This is a genomic window from Kitasatospora sp. NPDC052868, from assembly GCF_044547105.1.
In the GTDB taxonomy this organism is placed as follows: Bacteria; Actinomycetota; Actinomycetes; order Streptomycetales; family Streptomycetaceae; genus Kitasatospora.
In genome coordinates, this window is the sequence record NZ_JBITZW010000001.1 from 514,235 (window position 1) to 531,639 (window position 17,405).

At 73.2% G+C, this 17,405-nt stretch carries 15 protein-coding genes; 11 read left to right on the forward strand and 4 right to left on the reverse strand.

Translation table 11 applies throughout. The features are described 5' to 3' along the window. The first annotated feature begins 144 nt into the window (after positions 1-144). Entirely contained in the window at positions 145-3,678 is a 3,534-nt protein-coding gene (gene dnaE / locus ACIGZJ_RS02280; RefSeq protein ID WP_396455504.1) for a DNA polymerase III subunit alpha, read from the forward strand. Positions 3,679-3,704: 26 nt separating this feature from the next. Here dnaE and ACIGZJ_RS02285 read toward each other — a convergent pair whose 3' ends face one another. Next, the gene (locus tag ACIGZJ_RS02285) at positions 3,705-4,592 is read right to left on the reverse strand and encodes a LysR substrate-binding domain-containing protein (protein WP_396455505.1); all 888 of its coding nucleotides are present in this window, start codon (positions 4,590-4,592) and stop codon (positions 3,705-3,707) included. Positions 4,593-4,664: 72 nt separating this feature from the next. On the opposite strand from ACIGZJ_RS02285, the gene ACIGZJ_RS02290 reads away from it, so the two are divergent. From ACIGZJ_RS02290 to ACIGZJ_RS02315, 6 genes are all read left to right on the forward strand, one after another. Beyond that, a complete protein-coding gene (locus tag ACIGZJ_RS02290; RefSeq protein WP_396455506.1) occupies positions 4,665-5,600 on the forward strand; it encodes a dihydrodipicolinate synthase family protein in 936 nt (311 codons plus the stop codon). Between the two features lie 114 nt (positions 5,601-5,714). After that, complete coding sequence (locus ACIGZJ_RS02295) at positions 5,715-6,743, forward strand: aspartate-semialdehyde dehydrogenase (RefSeq protein WP_392927746.1); 1,029 nt, start codon at positions 5,715-5,717, stop codon at positions 6,741-6,743. 251 nt (positions 6,744-6,994) lie between these two features. After that, entirely contained in the window at positions 6,995-8,215 is a 1,221-nt protein-coding gene (locus ACIGZJ_RS02300) for an NYN domain-containing protein (protein ID WP_392927748.1), read from the forward strand. A gap of 211 nt (positions 8,216-8,426) precedes the next feature. Beyond that, positions 8,427-9,425, forward strand: coding sequence for an ABC transporter ATP-binding protein (locus ACIGZJ_RS02305; RefSeq protein WP_396455507.1), 999 nt, complete (start codon positions 8,427-8,429; stop codon positions 9,423-9,425). Between the two features lie 76 nt (positions 9,426-9,501). Next, on the forward strand, positions 9,502-10,314 hold the full coding sequence (locus tag ACIGZJ_RS02310) for an ABC transporter permease (protein ID WP_392927751.1): 813 nt from the start codon (positions 9,502-9,504) through the stop codon (positions 10,312-10,314). 76 nt (positions 10,315-10,390) lie between these two features. After that, positions 10,391-11,191 (forward strand): hypothetical protein, encoded by an 801-nt coding sequence (locus tag ACIGZJ_RS02315; protein ID WP_396455508.1) that lies wholly within the window; start codon positions 10,391-10,393, stop codon positions 11,189-11,191. Between the two features lie 5 nt (positions 11,192-11,196). On the opposite strand, the gene ybaK is transcribed toward ACIGZJ_RS02315, so the two are convergent. From ybaK to ACIGZJ_RS02330, 3 genes are all read right to left on the reverse strand, one after another. Beyond that, complete coding sequence (ybaK, locus tag ACIGZJ_RS02320) at positions 11,197-11,691, reverse strand: Cys-tRNA(Pro) deacylase (RefSeq protein WP_396455509.1); 495 nt, start codon at positions 11,689-11,691, stop codon at positions 11,197-11,199. A 44-nt stretch (positions 11,692-11,735) separates the two neighbouring features. Further along, the gene (locus ACIGZJ_RS02325; protein ID WP_387940663.1) at positions 11,736-12,407 is read right to left on the reverse strand and encodes an LON peptidase substrate-binding domain-containing protein; all 672 of its coding nucleotides are present in this window, start codon (positions 12,405-12,407) and stop codon (positions 11,736-11,738) included. Between the two features lie 99 nt (positions 12,408-12,506). Next, complete coding sequence (locus ACIGZJ_RS02330) at positions 12,507-14,087, reverse strand: oxidoreductase (RefSeq protein ID WP_396455510.1); 1,581 nt, start codon at positions 14,085-14,087, stop codon at positions 12,507-12,509. Positions 14,088-14,178: 91 nt separating this feature from the next. On the opposite strand from ACIGZJ_RS02330, the gene hisD reads away from it, so the two are divergent. The 4 genes from hisD to ACIGZJ_RS02350 are packed head-to-tail and all read left to right on the forward strand — an operon-like array spanning position 14,179 to position 17,356. Next, positions 14,179-15,513: a histidinol dehydrogenase gene (gene hisD / locus ACIGZJ_RS02335; protein WP_396455511.1), complete on the forward strand. Its 1,335-nt coding sequence runs from the start codon at positions 14,179-14,181 to the stop codon at positions 15,511-15,513. Beyond that, entirely contained in the window at positions 15,510-16,607 is a 1,098-nt protein-coding gene (locus tag ACIGZJ_RS02340) for a histidinol-phosphate transaminase (protein ID WP_396455512.1), read from the forward strand. The genes hisD and ACIGZJ_RS02340 overlap by 4 nt, the downstream gene beginning before the upstream one ends. A 6-nt stretch (positions 16,608-16,613) precedes the next feature. Continuing rightward, positions 16,614-17,207, forward strand: a complete 594-nt coding sequence (hisB, locus tag ACIGZJ_RS02345) for an imidazoleglycerol-phosphate dehydratase HisB (protein ID WP_209411986.1) — start codon at positions 16,614-16,616, stop codon at positions 17,205-17,207. After that, positions 17,204-17,356: a hypothetical protein gene (locus ACIGZJ_RS02350; protein ID WP_392927762.1), complete on the forward strand. Its 153-nt coding sequence runs from the start codon at positions 17,204-17,206 to the stop codon at positions 17,354-17,356. Before hisB ends, ACIGZJ_RS02350 begins: the two co-directional genes overlap by 4 nt. Positions 17,357-17,405: the final 49 nt, after the last annotated feature.

Genomic DNA, 17,405 nt, shown 5'->3' on the forward strand with positions numbered 1-17,405 from the left:
GACTGGAGGCTAGAGTAGGAGCGTGAACGTGTGAGAGCTGGTCCGGGCCCTGGCAGTGGCTCGGGCCTCATCTGTTTCCAGGCACCGTCGTGACCTGCGCGTTCGCCGGCCAACCAGACAGCACGAGCCTCCGGAGGCCCCGCCTTGAGCGACCAGCCGTACGCGCATCTGCACGTCCACACCGAGTACTCGATGCTGGACGGTGCCGCCCGGCTGAAGCAGTTGTTCAAGGAGGTCGAGCGGCTGGGCCAGACCCATGTCGCGATGACCGACCACGGCAACATGTACGGCGCGGCCGAGTTCCACAAGCAGGCCACCGCCGCCGGCATCACCCCGGTGATCGGCATCGAGGCGTACGTCGCGCCGGAGGCGCGCTCCAACACCAAGCGCATCCTCTGGGGCCAGCCGCACCAGAAGAAGGACGACGTCTCCGCGTCCGGCGCCTACACCCACAAGACCATCTGGGCCCGGGACAAGCAGGGCCTGCACAACCTCTTCAAGCTGACCTCGCGCTCGTACGCCGAGGGCTGGCTGGTGAAGTGGCCCCGGATGGACAAGGAGATCATCTCCGAGCACGCGGCCGGCCTGATGGCCACCACCGGCTGCCCGTCCGGAGAGGTGCAGACCCGGCTGCGGCTCGGCCAGTTCGACGAGGCCGTCCGGTCCGCCGCGGAGTACCAGGACATCTTCGGCAAGGAGAACTACTTCCTCGAGCTGATGGACCACGGCCTGGACATCGAGAAGCGGGTCCGCGACGGGCTGCTGGAGATCAGCAAGAAGCTGAACATCCCGCCGGTGGTCACCAACGACTCGCACTACACCACCGAGAGCGACGCCGGGGCGCACGACCTGCTGCTCTGCGTGCAGACCGGCAAGAACCTCTCGGACCCGGACCGCTTCCGCTTCGACGGTACCGGCTACTACATCAAGTCGGCCGCCGAGATGTACGGGCTGGACTCCTCGGACGCCTGGCAGGAGGGCTGCCGCAACAGCCAGCTGCTGATCGCCCAGCGGGTCGACACCGCGGGCATGTTCGAGTTCAAGAACCTCATGCCGCGCTTCCCGATCCCCGAGGGCTACGAGTCCGAGTCGGACTTCTTCAAGGCCCAGGTGTGGAAGGGCATGGACTGGCGCTTCCCGGACGGGTACGACGAGGAGCACAAGAAGCTCGCCGAGTACGAGATGGACACCATCATCCAGATGGGGTTCCCGGCGTACTTCCTCGTGGTCGCCGACTTCATCATGTGGGCCAAGGAGCAGGGCATCGCGGTGGGCCCGGGCCGTGGCTCGGCGGCCGGCTCGCTGGTCGCCTACGCGATGGGCATCACCGACCTCGACCCCATCCCGCACGGCCTGATCTTCGAGCGCTTCCTCAACCCCGAGCGCATCTCCATGCCCGATGTCGACATCGACTTCGACGAGCGCCGGCGCGGTGACGTGATCCGGTACGTGACGGAGAAGTGGGGCTCCGACAAGGTCGCCATGATCGTCACGTACGGCACCATCAAGGCGAAGGCCGCCATCAAGGACTCCTCGCGGGTCCTGGGCTACCCCTACGCGATGGGCGACCGGATCACCAAGGCGATGCCGCCGGACGTCATGGGCAAGGGCATCCCGCTCTCCGGGATCACCGACAACTCGCACCCGCGCTACGGCGAGGCCGGCGAGATCCGCGGGCTCTACGAGAACGACCCGGACGTCCGCAAGGTGATCGACACCGCCCGCGGTATCGAGGGCCTGATCCGCCAGCCCGGTGTGCACGCGGCCGGCGTCATCATGTCCGCCGAACCGCTGACCGACCACATCCCGGTCTGGACCCGGCACACCGACGGCGTCACCATCACGCAGTTCGACTACCCCACCTGTGAGGGCCTCGGCCTTCTCAAGATGGACTTCCTCGGCCTGCGCAACCTGACGATCATGGACGACGCCGTCAAGGCGATCGAGAAGAACAAGGGCGAGAAGATCGAGCTGCTCAAGCTGCCGCTCGACGACAAGCCCACCTACGAACTCCTCGCCCGCGGCGACACGCTCGGCGTCTTCCAGCTCGACGGCGGGCCGATGCGCTCGCTGCTGCGCCTGATGAAGCCCGACAACTTCGAGGACATCTCCGCCGTTCTCGCGCTGTACCGGCCGGGCCCGATGGGCGTCAACTCGCACACCAACTACGCCCTGCGCAAGAACGGCCAGCAGGAGATCACCCCGATCCACCCGGAGCTGGAGAAGCCCCTGGAGGAGATCCTCAAGCCGACCTACGGCCTGATCGTCTACCAGGAGCAGGTGCAGAAGGCCGCGCAGATCCTGGCCGGCTACTCGCTCGGCCAGGCCGACCTGCTGCGCCGCGCGATGGGCAAGAAGAAGAAGGAGATCCTGGAGGCGGAGTTCGTCCCCTTCCAGCGCGGCTGCCGGGAGCACGGCTACTCGGACGCGGCGATCCAGGCGGTGTGGGACGTCCTCGTCCCCTTCTCCGGCTACGCGTTCAACAAGGCGCACACCGCCGGGTACGGGCTGGTCTCGTACTGGACGGCCTACCTCAAGGCCAACTACCCGGCCGAGTACATGTCCGGCCTGCTGACGTCCGTCAAGGACGACAAGGACAAGTCCGCGGTGTACCTCAACGAGTGCCGCAAGATGGGCATCCAGGTGCTGCCGCCGGACGTCAACGAGTCGGACTCCGACTTCACCCCGCACGGTGACGAGCTGGTGCGGTTCGGCCTCACCGCGATCCGCAACGTCGGCGGTCCGGTGGTGGACTCGATGATCCGCACCCGGAAGGGCAAGGGGAAGTTCAGCTCCTTCCCCGACTTCCTGGACAAGGTGGAGTCGGTGGTCTGCAACAAGCGGACCGTCGAATCCCTGATCAAGGCCGGTGCGTTCGACTCGCTCGGGCACACCCGCAAGGGCCTGACCGCCCAGTTCGAGCCGATGATCGACAACGTCGTCGGGGTCAAGCGCAAGGAGGCCGAGGGGCAGTTCGACCTCTTCGGCGGCGACGCGGTCAGCGACGAGCCGAGCTTCGGCCTGGACGTGGTCTTCTCCGAGGAGGAGTGGGAGAAGTCCTTCCTGCTCACCCAGGAGCGGGAGATGCTCGGCCTGTACGTCTCCTCGCACCCGCTGCACGGCATCGAGCACGTGCTCGCCGACAAGGCGGACTGCGCGGTCGCCGACCTCGCCGAGCGGCCGGACGGCACCATCGTCACCATCGGCGGCATCATCTCGGGCCTCCAGCGGAAGATGACCAAGCAGGGCAACGCCTGGGCGATCGCCACCGTGGAGGACCTCGCGGGCTCCATCGACTGCATGTTCTTCCCCGCCAGCTACCAGCTGGTCTCCTCGCAACTCGTCGAGGACGCCGTGGTGTTCGTCCGCGGCAAGCTGGACAAGCGGGAGGACGTGCCGCGGCTGATGGGCATGGAGCTGTCCGTCCCGGACCTCTCCAACGCGCACGCCGACGCGCCGATCATCATCAACATCCCCAGTGTGAAGATCACCCCGCCGCTGGTCGCCCGGCTCGGCGAGGTGCTCAACAGCCACCGGGGCACCACCGAGGTCCGGCTGCGGCTGGAGGGGAACCGGCGCACCACCGTGCTGCGGCTGGACCGGCACCGGGTGAAGTCCGACCCGGCGCTGTTCGGGGACCTCAAGCAGCTGCTCGGGCCGAGCTGCCTGGCCGGCTGAGCGCAGGACCTCGGCGGTGGGGGCTGCTACGCCCCGCCGCCGAGGCCCGGCGGGACGGCCGAGTGCAGGGCCGAGACGAAGGCGGAGATCGCCGGGTGCGAGCCCGCGCCCGCACGGAAGGCGGCGCGGGTGCGGCGGTACATCGGCAGCCGGGTGAGGACCACGCCGGGCGGCGCCCCCGCGATGCCCAGGTGCGGCACCAGCGCCACCCCCTGACCGGCCGCCACCAGGGCGAGCACCGTCGCGAAGTCGTCGATGTGGTGCCGGATCCGGGGCGCGAAGCCGGCGCTCTCGCAGGCCCGGACGGCCATCGCGTGGCAGAGCGTGCCCGGCGGTGACATGATCCACGGCGCCGTGCGCTGCCCGGCGACGGTGGCCGCCGTGCGGGCCGCCAGGTACATCGGCTCGGTGAACACCGGGCGGGTCACCGCCAGGCCCGGCTCCGGGTCGGCCGGCACCAGGTCGTACTCGTGCACCAGGGCCACGTCCAGCTCGCCCGCGCGCAGCGCCGCCGCGACGCCGGCCGGGTCCACCTCGGTGACCATCGGCTCCAGGCCCGGGTGCCAGCCCGCCAGTTCGGCCAGCACCGCCGGGATGACCGCGCGGGCCGCCGAGGGGTAGGTGCCGATCCGCAGCGGGCCGGCCAGCCCCTGCCGGGCGTTGGCGAGCTCGGCGTCCGCCTGCTCCAGCCGCTCCAGCACCGCCTCGGCGTGCCGGACCAGGTTCGCCCCGGCGGGGGTCAGCGCGACCCGTCGGCCGGTGCGCTCCAGCAGGGGCAGGCCCGCCTCCTTCTCCAGGACGGACAGCTGCTGGGACACCGCCGAAGGACTGAAGGAGAGCGCCTCGGCGACCGCGGCGATGGTGCCGAGATGGGCGAGTTCGCGCAGCAGGCGCAGGCGTCGTACGTCGAGCATCGGCTCAGCTTACGAGAAGCCTCGGAAATGTGAACTGGACCTGGGGGATCGGCGGGTCGCAGGATCACGCCTATGGAACTCGCAGTGGTGGAACCCGCATCGGTGGAGCCCTCGGCCGTGGAACTCGGGGGCGTCTACGTCCCCCTGGTCACCCCGTTCGCCGAGGACGGCTCGGTGGCCCTGGACGCGCTGGACAAGCTGGCCCGATCCGTCCTGGAGGAGGGGGCGGCCGGGCTGGTCGCACTCGGCACCACCGGGGAGCCGGCCGCGTTGAGCGCGGCCGAGAAGCGCGCGGTGGTCGGGGTCTGCGCGGCCGTCTGCGCCGAGCACGGCGCACAGCTGGTGGTCGGGGCGGGCGGCGCCGACACCTCGGGCGTGGCGCGGTCGCTGGCCGAGCTCGGCGAGCAGGCGCCGCAGGCCGCGGCGGCGCTGGTGACCGTCCCCGGCTTCCTGCGGCCCGGCGAGGACGGGACGCTTGCGCACTTCCGCGCGCTCGCGGAGGCCGGCCCGCTGCCGCTGATCGTTTACCACATCCCCTACCGCACCGGGCAGCCGCTGAGCGCCGCCGCGCTGCTCCGGCTGGCCGCCGTCCCGGGCGTGGCCGGCGTCAAGTACGCGACCGGCGGGCTGGACCAGGACGCCGTGGACCTGCTCGCCGCCGGTCCGGCCGGCTTCGCGGTGCTGGCCGGGGAGGACGCCTTCCTCTCGCCGATGCTGGCGCTCGGCGCCGCCGGGGGCATCCTGGCCTCCGCCCACCTGGCCACCGGCCGGTTCGTCGAGCTGGCCGCCGCCTGGGCGGCCGGGGACGTGCCGCGGGCCCGCGCGCTGGGGCACCGGCTCACCGCCCTGGCGAACGCCGTCTTCGCCGCGCCCAACCCCGGTGTGGTCAAGGGCGTGCTGCACGCCCAGGGCCGGATCCCCACCCCGGACGTGCGGCTGCCGCTGCTGCCGGCGGGCGCGGCGGAGGTCGCGGCCGCGCTGGAGCTGGTTACTGGTCTGGACCACTAGCCCCGGGGCGGGCCTCGCTCTCACACCGTGGAATACCAGGTCGCCCCGCCCCCGTGACAAGGCATGATGGGCGGAGTGCGGCTGTGAACAGCACCATCAAGAGGAGTAGTCGGAATGAAGATCGGCATTGTCGGTGCCACCGGCCAGGTCGGCGGCGTCGTCCGCGAGATCCTGGCGGAGCGCAACCTCCCCGTGGAGCAGCTGCGGCTGTTCGCCTCGGCCCGCTCGGCCGGCCGCACGCTGCCCTGGCAGGGTACCGAGGTCACCGTCGAGGACGCGGCCACGGCCGACTACAGCGGTCTGGACATCGTGATCTTCTCGGCCGGCGGCTCCACCTCCAAGGCCCTCGCCCCCAAGGCCGCCGCCGCCGGTGCCGTCGTCATCGACAACTCCTCCGCCTGGCGCCGCGACCCGGACGTCCCGCTGGTCGTCTCCGAGGTCAACCCGCAGGCGATCGCCGACCGCCCCAAGGGCATCATCGCCAACCCGAACTGCACCACCATGGCCGCCATGCCGGTGCTGCGCCCGCTGCACGAGGAGGCCGGCCTCGTCGCGCTGGTCGTCTCCACCTACCAGGCCGTCTCCGGCAGCGGCGTGGCCGGTGTCGCCGAGCTCCAGGACCAGGCCGCCAAGGTGGTGGACGGCGCCTCCGCGCTCGCCCACGACGGCTCCGCGGTCGAGTTCCCCGAGCCCAAGGTCTACAAGCGCCCGATCGCCTTCAACGTGCTGCCGCTGGCCGGCTCGATCGTCGACGACGGCTCCAACGAGACCGACGAGGAGCAGAAGCTCCGCCACGAGAGCCGCAAGATCCTCGGCATCCCCGAGCTGAAGGTGGCCGGCACCTGCGTGCGCGTGCCGGTCTTCTCCGGCCACTCGCTGCAGATCAACGCCCGCTTCGAGCGTCCGATCAGCCCCGAGCGGGCGGCCGAGCTGCTCGGCGCCGCGCCCGGCGTCGAGCTCAGCGACATCCCCACCCCGCTCCAGGCCGCCGGCCGGGACCCGAGCTACGTCGGCCGCATCCGCGCCGACGAGACGGTGGAGCACGGGCTGTCGCTGTTCGTCTCCAACGACAACCTCCGCAAGGGCGCCGCGCTCAACGCCGTCCAGCTGGCCGAGCTGGTCGCCGCCGAGCTCAGGGGCTGACCCCGCGACCTCCGCAGCGGGCCCCGTCCACGGACGGGGCCCGCTGCGTGTTTATCCCGGGCAGGCCGTTGCCGGACCGCGACAAACGCCGAGGTTCGGCAAGCGAACCAGGGGTAAAGGTGACCCAACGATCGGGCGGCTGCGGGTACCCCCTCGCCCCACCTGGGCCCGAGCGCCGGGCGGACCGCGCCCACCCGGTACCGCCGAACCGGTGGCGCCTGGCCCCGAGGGCGAGCGAAAAGAGGTGCGCGATGGACCGCTGTGTCGTCCTGGTGGACGCCGGATACCTACTGGGCGCCGCCGCCAGCCTGCTCGCCGGGGACCCGTCCCGCTCCCGGGTGACGGTCGACCACACCGCGCTGATCACCGCCCTGCGCGAGCGCGCCGAGGCCGAGACCGGCCTGCCGCTGCTGCGCATCTACTGGTTCGACGCCGCCCCCGACCGCCGGCCGATGCCCGAGCACCGCCGGCTGCGGGTACTGCCCCGCGTCACCGTCCGGCTCGGCGCGCTCACCCGGGCCGAGGGCCGCTGGGTGCAGAAGGGCGTGGACGCCGCCATGCACGCCGAGCTGTCCGAGCTCGCCCGCAACCGGGCCTGCGCCGACGTCGTCCTGATCACCGGCGACGGGGACCTGCTGCCCGGCATGATGTCCGCCAAGGAGCACGGCGTCGTCGTCCACCTCTGGGCGCTGCAGGCCGCCGACGGCGACTTCAACCAGTCCGAGGACCTGGTCGGCGAGGCCGACGAGCGCCGGGTGCTGGACCGCGAGTGGATCGAGGGCTCCTTCAGCCTGCGCGAGGCCGCCACCGTCTTCCCGGCGCCCGGCCCGCGCCACGAGATCGCCAAGATCCTCGCCGCCCCGCCCGCCGCCGCGGTGGCCGCCGCCGGCCGGACCGCCAACGGCGCCCCCGCACCCGCCGCCGTCGCGGCCGTCGCCGGACCGGTCGGACGCCCGCAGCCCGCCGCCGCGCTCAAGGTCGTGCCCACCCCGAAGGACCTCGCCGGGCGCGTCGTCGCCCCGCACCCCGTCACCGCCGCCAACGGCGGCGGCCCCGTCCTGCGCTGGTCCTCCGACCGCGGCTGGGTCGACCGGCCCGTCCCCGAGCCCGCCGTCACCGCGGGCGACACCCTGCCCACCCTCGCCCAGCTCACCACCGCCGAACAGCGGTGGGCCGACCGCGAGGAGGACATCACCACCATCGGCGGCGACGCCCACGAGGTCGGCCAGGTGTTCGCCCGCCGCTGGACCGAACGGCTCGGCGACGTCGAACGGCTCACCGTGCTGTGGCCCGACTACCCGCGCATCCCGCACCGGGTCGACGGCGAGCTGCTCCGCTACGCCGCCCGCTTCGGGCTGCTCGCGCACAAGGACGACCAGATCGACGAGCACGACCGGTACGCGATCCGGGCCGGCTTCTGGAAGGAGCTCGCCGCCAGGGTGCCCGGCGGCGACCTGGTCGTCGACGACTGAACCCCTGCTGACTGGATTCGGGGGATCAGGCCCCCTTGTCCGGTTCGGGGGCTCCACCGCGTAGAGTCTTCGCTCGTGAGCGAGGGCAACGGGCGAACCGTCGAAAGGGGCGCGCACCGCGAAGCGACCGCTGAGCGGAGCGGGGCGGCGGGCGCATGAGCGAGGGCAGCGGGCGAACCGTCCGGCGGTGCGCCTTCCGCGGGGCGACCGCATGAACGAGGGCACCGGGGAGGCACCCCGGGAGGCCTCGCCGTGCTGTTCCGTGCGCGACCTGGTCAGGACCTACCGCTCCGGGCGCGGCGCCTCCGCCACCGGGATCCGGGCCAACGACGGCGTCACCCTGACCGTCCGCCGGGGTGAGATCTTCGGGCTGCTCGGCCCCAACGGCGCCGGCAAGTCCACCCTCGTCCGTCAGCTCACCGGACTGCTGCGCCCCGACTCCGGCGCGATCGACATCCTCGGCCACGACGTGGTCCGCCACCCCGACCGGGCCGCCCGGCTGCTCGGCTACCTCGGCCAGGAGTCCACCGCGCTGGACGAGCTGACCGTCGCGCTCGCCGCCGAGACCACCGGCCGGCTGCGCGGTCTGAGCCGCACCGCGGCCCGGGCCGAGGCCGGCGAGGTGCTCACCGAGCTCGGCCTCGAACCGCTCGCCGACCGGCCGCTCGCCAAGCTCTCCGGCGGACAGCGCCGGCTCGCCTGCTTCGCCGCCGTCCTGGTGGGGGAGCGGCCGCTGCTCGTCCTGGACGAGCCGACCACCGGCATGGACCCGATCGCCCGCCGGGCCGTCTGGAGCGCCGTCGAACGGCGCCGGGCCGAGCGGCGGACGACCGTGCTGCTGGTCACCCACAACGTGATCGAGGCGGAGACCGTGCTGGACCGGGTCGCCGTGATGGACGAGGGCCGGGTGATCGCCTGCGACACGCCGGGCGGGCTCAAGGCCCTGGTGGACGGCGACGTCCGGCTGGACCTGGTCTGGCGGACCGAGGCGCCGATGGACGTGCCGGCCGTGGCGGCGCTCGCCGGGCGGGCCGAGCGCACCGGCCGCCGCTGGACCGTGCGGACCAGCCCCGAGCAGGCCCGCGAACTGGTCGCCGCCGTCACCACCGGGCCGGCCTTCGCCGCCCTGGACGACTTCACCCTGGCCACCCCGAGCCTTGAGGACGCCTACCTCAAGCTGGGCGGCCGCCACGGAGGACTGGCGAAGTGACGCTGCAAGCACGGAGCGGCCCCGGCGGCCGGAGCGGGCCGAGGTGCCCGCGGTGCCCGCGAGGGGGTGCCCGGCGATGACCCTGCTCTCGGCGCCCCCGCAGGCCACGGCCGCGGCGGACGAGGGGCCCGCCCCGCTGGCGCCCGCCGCGCGGCTGCTGCCCGCGCTGGCCGCCGTCTACCGGGCGCAGCTGGCGCGGGCCAAGGTGGCGCGCATCCCGCTGCTGTTCGTGGCCACCTTCCAGTCGCTGGGCATCCTGGTGATGATGCGGGGCGTCGTCGACCCGGGGGAGACCTCGGCGGCGCGCTCGGTGGTGGCCGGCTCCAGCGTGCTGGTGGTGGCCTTCGTGGCGCTGAACCTGCTCGCCCAGTACTTCGGCCGGCTGCGGGCCACCGGCGGGCTCGACCACTACGCGACGCTGCCGGTGCCGGCCGCCTCGGTGGTGCTCGGCGCGGCCGCCGCGTACGCGTCCTTCACGCTGCCCGGGGCGCTGGTGACGGCGGCCGTCGGGGCCTGGATGTTCGGGCTGTCGATGGCGCAGCTGTGGATGCTGCTCGCGGTGGTGCCGCTGGCCGGTGCGGCGCTCTCCGGGCTCGGCGCGGCCTGCGGGCTGCTCGCGCCCCGGCAGGAGATCGCCACCATGCTCGGGCAGCTCGGGATGTCGGCGGCGCTGCTGCTGGGGGTGCTCCCGGTGGACAACCTGCCGCAGCCGGTGCTCTGGCTGCGGGACCTGCTGCCGTCCACGTACGGGGTGGAGGCCTTCGCCCGTACGTTCACGCCCGATCCGGACTGGACCCGGGTGATGGGCGACCTGGCGGTCTGTGCGGGGGTCGGCGTGGTCTCGCTGGCCGTCGCCACCTGGGCGTACCGGCGGGCGACCACCCGGTAGGGCGTGCCCGGCCGCCCGGGCGGGCGGTGTGCGGGTGGCGCGGTCGTCCGGGTGGCGATCGTGAAACGATGGCCCTGTGACCGTACCGAACACACCTCCGGATCCCGCGCGTACCGCGGCGGGCACCGATGCGGACGCCGCCGTCGAGCGCCGCCCGGACGCCGCCCCGAACCCGTACGGGCCGCCGCCCGCCCTGGATCTGGCGCCGCTCGGCCGGCCGACCGGGCGGGAGCGGCTGCAACGGCTGCTGCCCGAGCTGCGGCTGGGCGTGCTCATCACCCTGGTCTGCGTCCTGCTGGGCCTGGTCGTGGCGGCGCTGTGGGTGTGGCTGGCGCCGAAGGTGCCGCTGGTGGTCGACGGCAACCGGATCCTGTACGGCGACCCCGAGGGCGAGCAGCGGGCCGGCGCCGACTCCGTGTTCGCGCTGATCGGACTGGGCGCGGGCATCGTGACCGCGCTGGGCGCCTTCCTGTTGTCCCGGCGGCGCGGCGGCGGTATCGCCGTCGCGGTCGGGCTGGCGCTCGGCGGCCTGCTCGGGTCGGTGGCCGGGTGGCGGCTGGGCATCTGGATGGGGCCGGGCGACGACCTGATCGCGCAGGCCTCGAAGGCCGGCAACGGCGGACACTTCGACGCGGCCCTGGAGCTGGGCGCGCACGGGGCGCTGCTGGTCTGGCCGATGGTCGCGATGGTGGCGCTGCTGGCCTTCTCGGCCGCGTTCGGCAAGCGCGAGGAGGACCCGCCGCCGTACTGGGCCGGACCCTACGCGGCGCCGGCGCCCGGCCAGGACGGGCAGCCGCTCCAGGCCGGACCGACCCAGGACGCACCGACCCACGACGCACCGACCCACGACCACCGGCCGGACAGGCCTACGGCTTAGGCGGCCTAGCGGCCGATCGGGGCGGTCCGGGCGGTGGTGAGGGCGATCAGGTCGGCGGGGGAGAGTTCGACCTCCAGGCCGCGCCGGCCCGCCGAGACGTACACCGTGGGGTGGGCGAGCGCGCTGTCGTCCACCACGGTGCGCAGGGCGCGGCGCTGGCCGAGCGGGGAGATCCCGCCGAGCACGTAGCCGCTGCTGCGCTCCGCCGCCGCCGGGTCGGCCATCGCCGCCCGTTTGCCGCCGACGGCCGCCGCGAGGGCCTTGAGGTCCAGCTGCCCGGCCACCGGGACGACGCCGACCGTCAGGACGCCGTCGACCTCGGCGACCAGGGTCTTGAACACCCGGTCGGCCGGGATGCCGAGGGCCTGCGCGGCCTCCCCGCCGTAGGAGGCGGCGGCCGGGTCGTGCTCGTACGCGTGGACGGTGAAGGGCACCGCGGCGTTCTCCAGGGCGACGGTGGCGGGCGTGCCCTGGCCGCCCTTCTTCGGTTTCCTGGCCATGGAGGTCCTCGGTAGGGGGCCCGGTCGCGGGCCCGGTCGCGGGCTCAGTTGGGGCTGAAGGCCTGGCGGGTGAGGTCGACGGCGGGCAGCGACGGCAGCCAGGACAGCACGGCCGTCTCGCGGCGCAGCAGCTCCAGCTCGGCGGTCAGCCGCTGGGCGGTGTCGGGGCAGGCCAGCAGCCGCTGCTTGACCGGGGTGTCGAACACCGAGGCGGCCGCGACCAGGTAGGAGAGCACCTGCGGGTCGTCGGGCAGGTCCTGGCGGCCGACGGTGCTGGCCTCGCGGGCCCCGGCGAGCCGCTTCTGGTACGCCCGGAAGGCCCGCTCCACGCCGGCGGCCAGCGCCCCGGCGCCCTCGCCGGGCTCCTCCTCGATCGGCTCGATCTCACCGGTCAGGTACGGTCCGCCGGTGTCCGCCGAGCGCAGCCGGAACCGGGTGGTGCCGGTGACCAGCAGCTCGTAGCGGCCGTCCGGCTGCTCCTGCACCGAGGCGATGTCGGCCACGCACCCGATGTGGTGCATCGCCTCCAGCGGATCCCCGGTGACGGTGCCGAGGCCGTCGAGCGGTCCGGCCGGGCCCTCGCCCGGGCGGACCGGGGCGACCTCGCGGCCGTCCCGGATGGCGAGGACGCCGAAGCGGCGCGGCCGGTCCTCCGGGCCGGCCAGCAGGTCGGCGACCAGACGGCGGTAGCGCTCCTCGAAGACGTTCAGGGGCATCACCAGCCCCGGGTAGAGCACGGTGTTCAGCGGGAAGAGCGGCAGCCGTTCTGTCACGGCGGACAGCGTAGTTCCCCGGACCGGGCGAATGCCGCCGGGTTATCCGCGCTGGAGCATCCGGGAGGCGCCGGCGGCGACCGTGGTGGCCAGGATCCAGCCGACCACCACCAGCCCGGAGGCCACCCACTGGGCGGCGCCGCCGGGGTTCCAGCCCTGCTGGCCGAGGTCGACGACCGGCAGCAGCTGGCCGAGCGCGTACAGCACCGGGTTCCAGTGCGGCCGCTCGTCGGCCTTGAGCGGCTGCAGCTCGTGGGTCGCGAAGTAGACGCTGCCGAGCGCCCAGGCGAGCAGCAGCCACAGGGCGGCCCGGCCGGGCCGGTAGCCGTAGCCGACGGTGGCGTCCTGGATCCGGCCCCAGAGCCGGGCCGGCAGCGGCAGGCTCTGCCGGCGGCGGCGCTGCTTGGCGTAGAGCACCTCGCGGGCGTCGTCGTCGGCGCCGTCGCGGCGCAGCGCGGAGGCCAGCTGCTCGTACGACTCGGGCTGGAACTCCACCGAGGAGTCCTCCAGCCAGGCGATCCGCTGCTGGATGGTGAACGGGACGGCCGGGCGCAGGCACTCGTAGGTGAAGCCGGTGAGGCCGAGGAACCTGCCGTGCGGCCAGGAGCCGGGGGCGTCGACCAGGTTGCCGACCCGGGCGCGGGAGAGCGAGACGGCGCCGCCGGCCGGGAGCCGGCAGGTGAACCGCAGCTCGGGGGTCTGGATGCGGCGCAGGGCGAGCTCGTCGCCCGGGCGGAGGTGGAACTCGGCGTCGGAGAGCAGACAGGCGGCCTCGAACCGGCCGTCGGAGAGCCTGACCTGTCCGTGGGCGCGGAACGGGGTGGTCGGCGCGCCGGGCGGCGGGGTCTGCCCGTAGCCGGAGCCGTAGTAGGTCTGCGAGCTGTGCCAGCCGCCGTCCACCGACCCGCTGAGGTAGGCGGTGTGGCCGACGGTTATCCGGACCGCGTTGAGGACGGTCGGGTTCTCCGGGACGGCGTGCAGCTGGGCGCCGCGCAGCGAGAGCCGGCCGCCGATCCGGGCGGTCCGCAGGCTCACCTCGCCGCGGGACTCCATCCGGTCGGCCTCGAAGTCCTGGCTGACGGCCATGCCGTCGGCGGACAGCGCCCGGCCGAAGCGGTCGCCGCCGAGGACGGCCTGGTTGAGCAGCAGGTCGGTGCCGATCCGGGCGTCGGTCAGCCGTATTCCCTGCGGGATCCGGCAGCGGGCCAGGTGCAGGTCGCCCGAGGTGGCCAGGCGGGAGGCCTCCAGCCGGGGTATCCGGCAGTTGACGAAGCGCAGCGTGCCGGCCTCCGCCTCGGAGATCAGGATCTTCTGCTCGAAGCGGCAGTCGTGCACCTCGACGTAGTGGTCGATGGCGCCGCCGGCCAGGTTGAGCGAGCCGGTGACCAGTACCCCGCTCAGCCGCAGCGAGGCGACCCGGCCCGGGGCGGCCGTCGGCCCGTCCAGCAGCAGACGCGCCAGCACCTCGGCGCGGACGGTGCGCCCGGGGTCCCAGACGGCGTCGCCGAAGGGGTCGTCCTGTTCGGCGTCACGGGTGCGCCGGTCATACACCTCGCCCTGCCGGAACGCCTCCCAGAGCCCCTGCTCCACCTGCGTCCAGCCGTCCGGCGCGCGATCCGCCATCGTTCCCCCGTCTCCCCCGGTCGTCTCGCCTTTCGTATCACGGACTGAAATGCGGGGCCGCCGGTTCCGGCCACTCCTTACACTGGGTGGCGTGATCTCTCGAATCGACCTCCGCGGCTCGCTCGACGACCCGCGTGACCTGCTGCCCCGTGCCGAGTTCGACGTCGCGGCCGCCCTGGAGACGGTGCGGCCGATCGCCGAGGACGTGCACCATCGCGGGGTCGCGGCGCTGATCGAGATCACCGAGCGGTTCGACGGTGTGCGGCTGGAGACCACCCGGGTGCCCGCCGAGCAGATCGCCGAGGCCCTGGAGACGCTGGACCCGAAGGTCCGCGCCGCGCTGGAGGAGTCGATCCGCCGCGCCCGGCTGGTCCACGCGGACCAGCGCCGCAGCGGGCACACCACCCAGGTCGTGCCGGGCGGCACGGTCACCCAGCGCTGGGTCCCGGTGGACCGGGTCGGCCTCTACGTGCCCGGCGGCCTCGCCGTGTACCCGTCCTCCGTGGTGATGAACGTGGTGCCCGCGCAGGAGGCCGGGGTGGCCGGCATCGCGGTGACCTCGCCGCCGCAGAAGGCCTTCGGCGGCCGGGTGCACCCGACGATCCTGGCGGCCTGCGCGCTGCTCGGCGTCACCGAGGTGTACGCGGTCGGCGGCGCCCAGGCGGTCGCCATGTTCGCGCTCGGCACCGAGGAGTGCGAGCCGGTGAACATGGTCACCGGCCCGGGCAACATCTACGTGGCCGCGGCCAAGCGCTACTTCGCGGGCCGGATCGGCATCGACTCCGAGGCCGGTCCGACCGAGATCGCCGTCCTCGCCGACGACAGCGCCGACCCGGCCGAGGTCGCCGCCGACCTGATCAGCCAGGCCGAGCACGGCCCGACCTCGGGCTCGGTGCTGGTCACCGACTCGCCCGCGCTGGCCGAGGCGGTGGAGGCCGAGCTGAAGATCCAGACCGCCCGGACCAAGCACGGCGAGCGGGTGGCCGAGGCGCTGGGCGGCCGGCAGTCCGGCATCATCCTGGTCGACGACCTGGAGCAGGGCCTGGCCGTGGTGAACGCCTACGCCGCCGAGCACCTGGAGATCCAGACCCGGGACGCCCACGCGGTCTCCGCCAAGGTCCGCAACGCCGGCGCGATCTTCATCGGCCGCTACACCCCGGTCTCGCTGGGCGACTACGCGGCCGGCTCCAACCACGTGCTGCCGACCGGCGGCTGCGCCTGCCACTCGGCCGGGCTGTCCGTGCAGACCTTCCTGCGCGGGGTCCAGGTCGTCGAGTACGACCGCGAGGCACTGGCCGGCATCGCCGCGCACGTCGTCAACCTCGCGGACGCCGAGGACCTGCCGGGCCACGGCGACGCCGTCAAGGCGCGTTTCGTCGGAGACGAGAAGAACTGGCAGAGCGACTGGAGTGTGCCCGGCGCATGAACCTGAACGACCTCCCCATCCGCGACGAGCTGCGCGGGCAGTCCCCCTACGGTGCGCCGCAGCTGGACGTCCCCGTCCAGCTCAACACCAACGAGAACCCGTACCAGCTGCCCGAGGAGCTGGTCGCCCGGATCGCCGAGCGGGTCGCCGAGGCCGCCCGCAACCTCAACCGCTACCCCGACCGGGACGCGGTCGAGCTGCGTGAGGGCCTGGCCGGGTACCTGACCCGGACCACCGGGTTCGCCCGCAGCCGCGAGCAGGTCTGGGCCGCCAACGGCTCCAACGAGGTGCTCCAGCAGCTGCTGCAGACCTTCGGCGGGCCTGGCCGGGTCGCGCTCGGCTTCGAGCCCTCGTACTCGATGCACGCCCTGATCTCGCGGGGCACCGGCACCGAGTGGATCTCCGGGCCGCGCAACGAGGACTTCACCATCGACCTCGACGCCGCCGTCCGGGCGATCGCCGAGCACCGGCCGAACGTGGTCTTCGTCTGCTCGCCGAACAACCCGACCGGCACCGCCGTCGCCGCCGACACCGTGCTGGCGCTGTACGAGGCCGCGCAGGCCGCCCGGCCCAGCCTGGTGGTCGTCGACGAGGCGTACGTCGAGTTCTCGCACCGCGCCTCGCTGCTGCCGCTGCTGGAGGGCCGCCCCAACCTGGTGGTCACCCGCACCATGTCGAAGGCCTTCGGCGCGGCCGGGCTGCGCCTGGGCTACCTGGCCGCCGACGCGGCCGTGGTGGACGCGGTGCAGCTGGTCCGGCTGCCGTACCACCTGTCGGCCGTCACCCAGGCCACCGCACTGGCCTGCCTGGAGCACACCGACACCCTGCTCGGCTACGTCGGCCGGCTCAAGACCGAGCGCGACCGGCTGGTCGACGCGCTGCGCGGCCTCGGGCTGCAGGTGACCGACTCGGACGCCAACTTCGTCCAGTTCGGCCGCTTCGACGACACCCACGCGGTCTGGCAGGCCATCCTCGACCACGGCGTCCTGGTCCGCGACAACGGTGTCCCCGGGTGGCTGCGCGTCACCGCCGGCACCCCCGCCGAGAACGACGCCTTCCTGGACGCCGTCCGACTTGTGATCAAGGAGCTGTAACCCCGTATGTCCCGTATCGGACGCATCGAGCGCACCACCAAGGAGACCTCGGTCCTGGTCGAGATCGACCTCGACGGCACCGGCCGGACCGACATCTCCACGGGCGTCGGGTTCTACGACCACATGCTCGACCAGCTCGGCCGCCACGGCCTCTTCGACCTCACCGTGAAGACCGACGGCGACCTGCACATCGACACCCACCACACCATCGAGGACACCGCCCTCGCGCTGGGCGCCGCCTTCAAGCAGGCGCTCGGCGACAAGGTGGGCATCTACCGCTTCGGCAACTGCACGGTGCCGCTGGACGAGTCGCTCGCCCAGGTCACCGTCGACCTCTCCGGCCGCCCCTACCTGGTGCACACCGAGCCGGAGAACATGGCGCCGATGATCGGCGCCTACGACACCACCATGACCCGGCACATCCTGGAGTCCTTCGTGGCCCAGGCCCAGATCGCCCTGCACGTCCACGTGCCGTACGGGCGCAACGCGCACCACATCGTGGAGTGCCAGTTCAAGGCGCTGGCCCGGGCCCTGCGCTACGCCGCCGAGCGCGACCCGCGCGCGGCCGGCATCCTCCCGTCTACCAAGGGTGCGCTGTGAGCAAGTCCGCGATCGTCCTCCTCTTCGTCGGACTCTTCCTGGCCGGCGGGGTGATCTCGTTCTGGAAGCAGAAGCTCCCGAAGGGCGTCATCGCCGTGCTCGCCATCGGCTCGGTGCTCTGCCTGGCCTCCGGAGCCATGCGCCTCTAGGCCCCGCCCCGCACCGGGCCGTGTCGGACACGGCCCGGTGCGAGGAGAG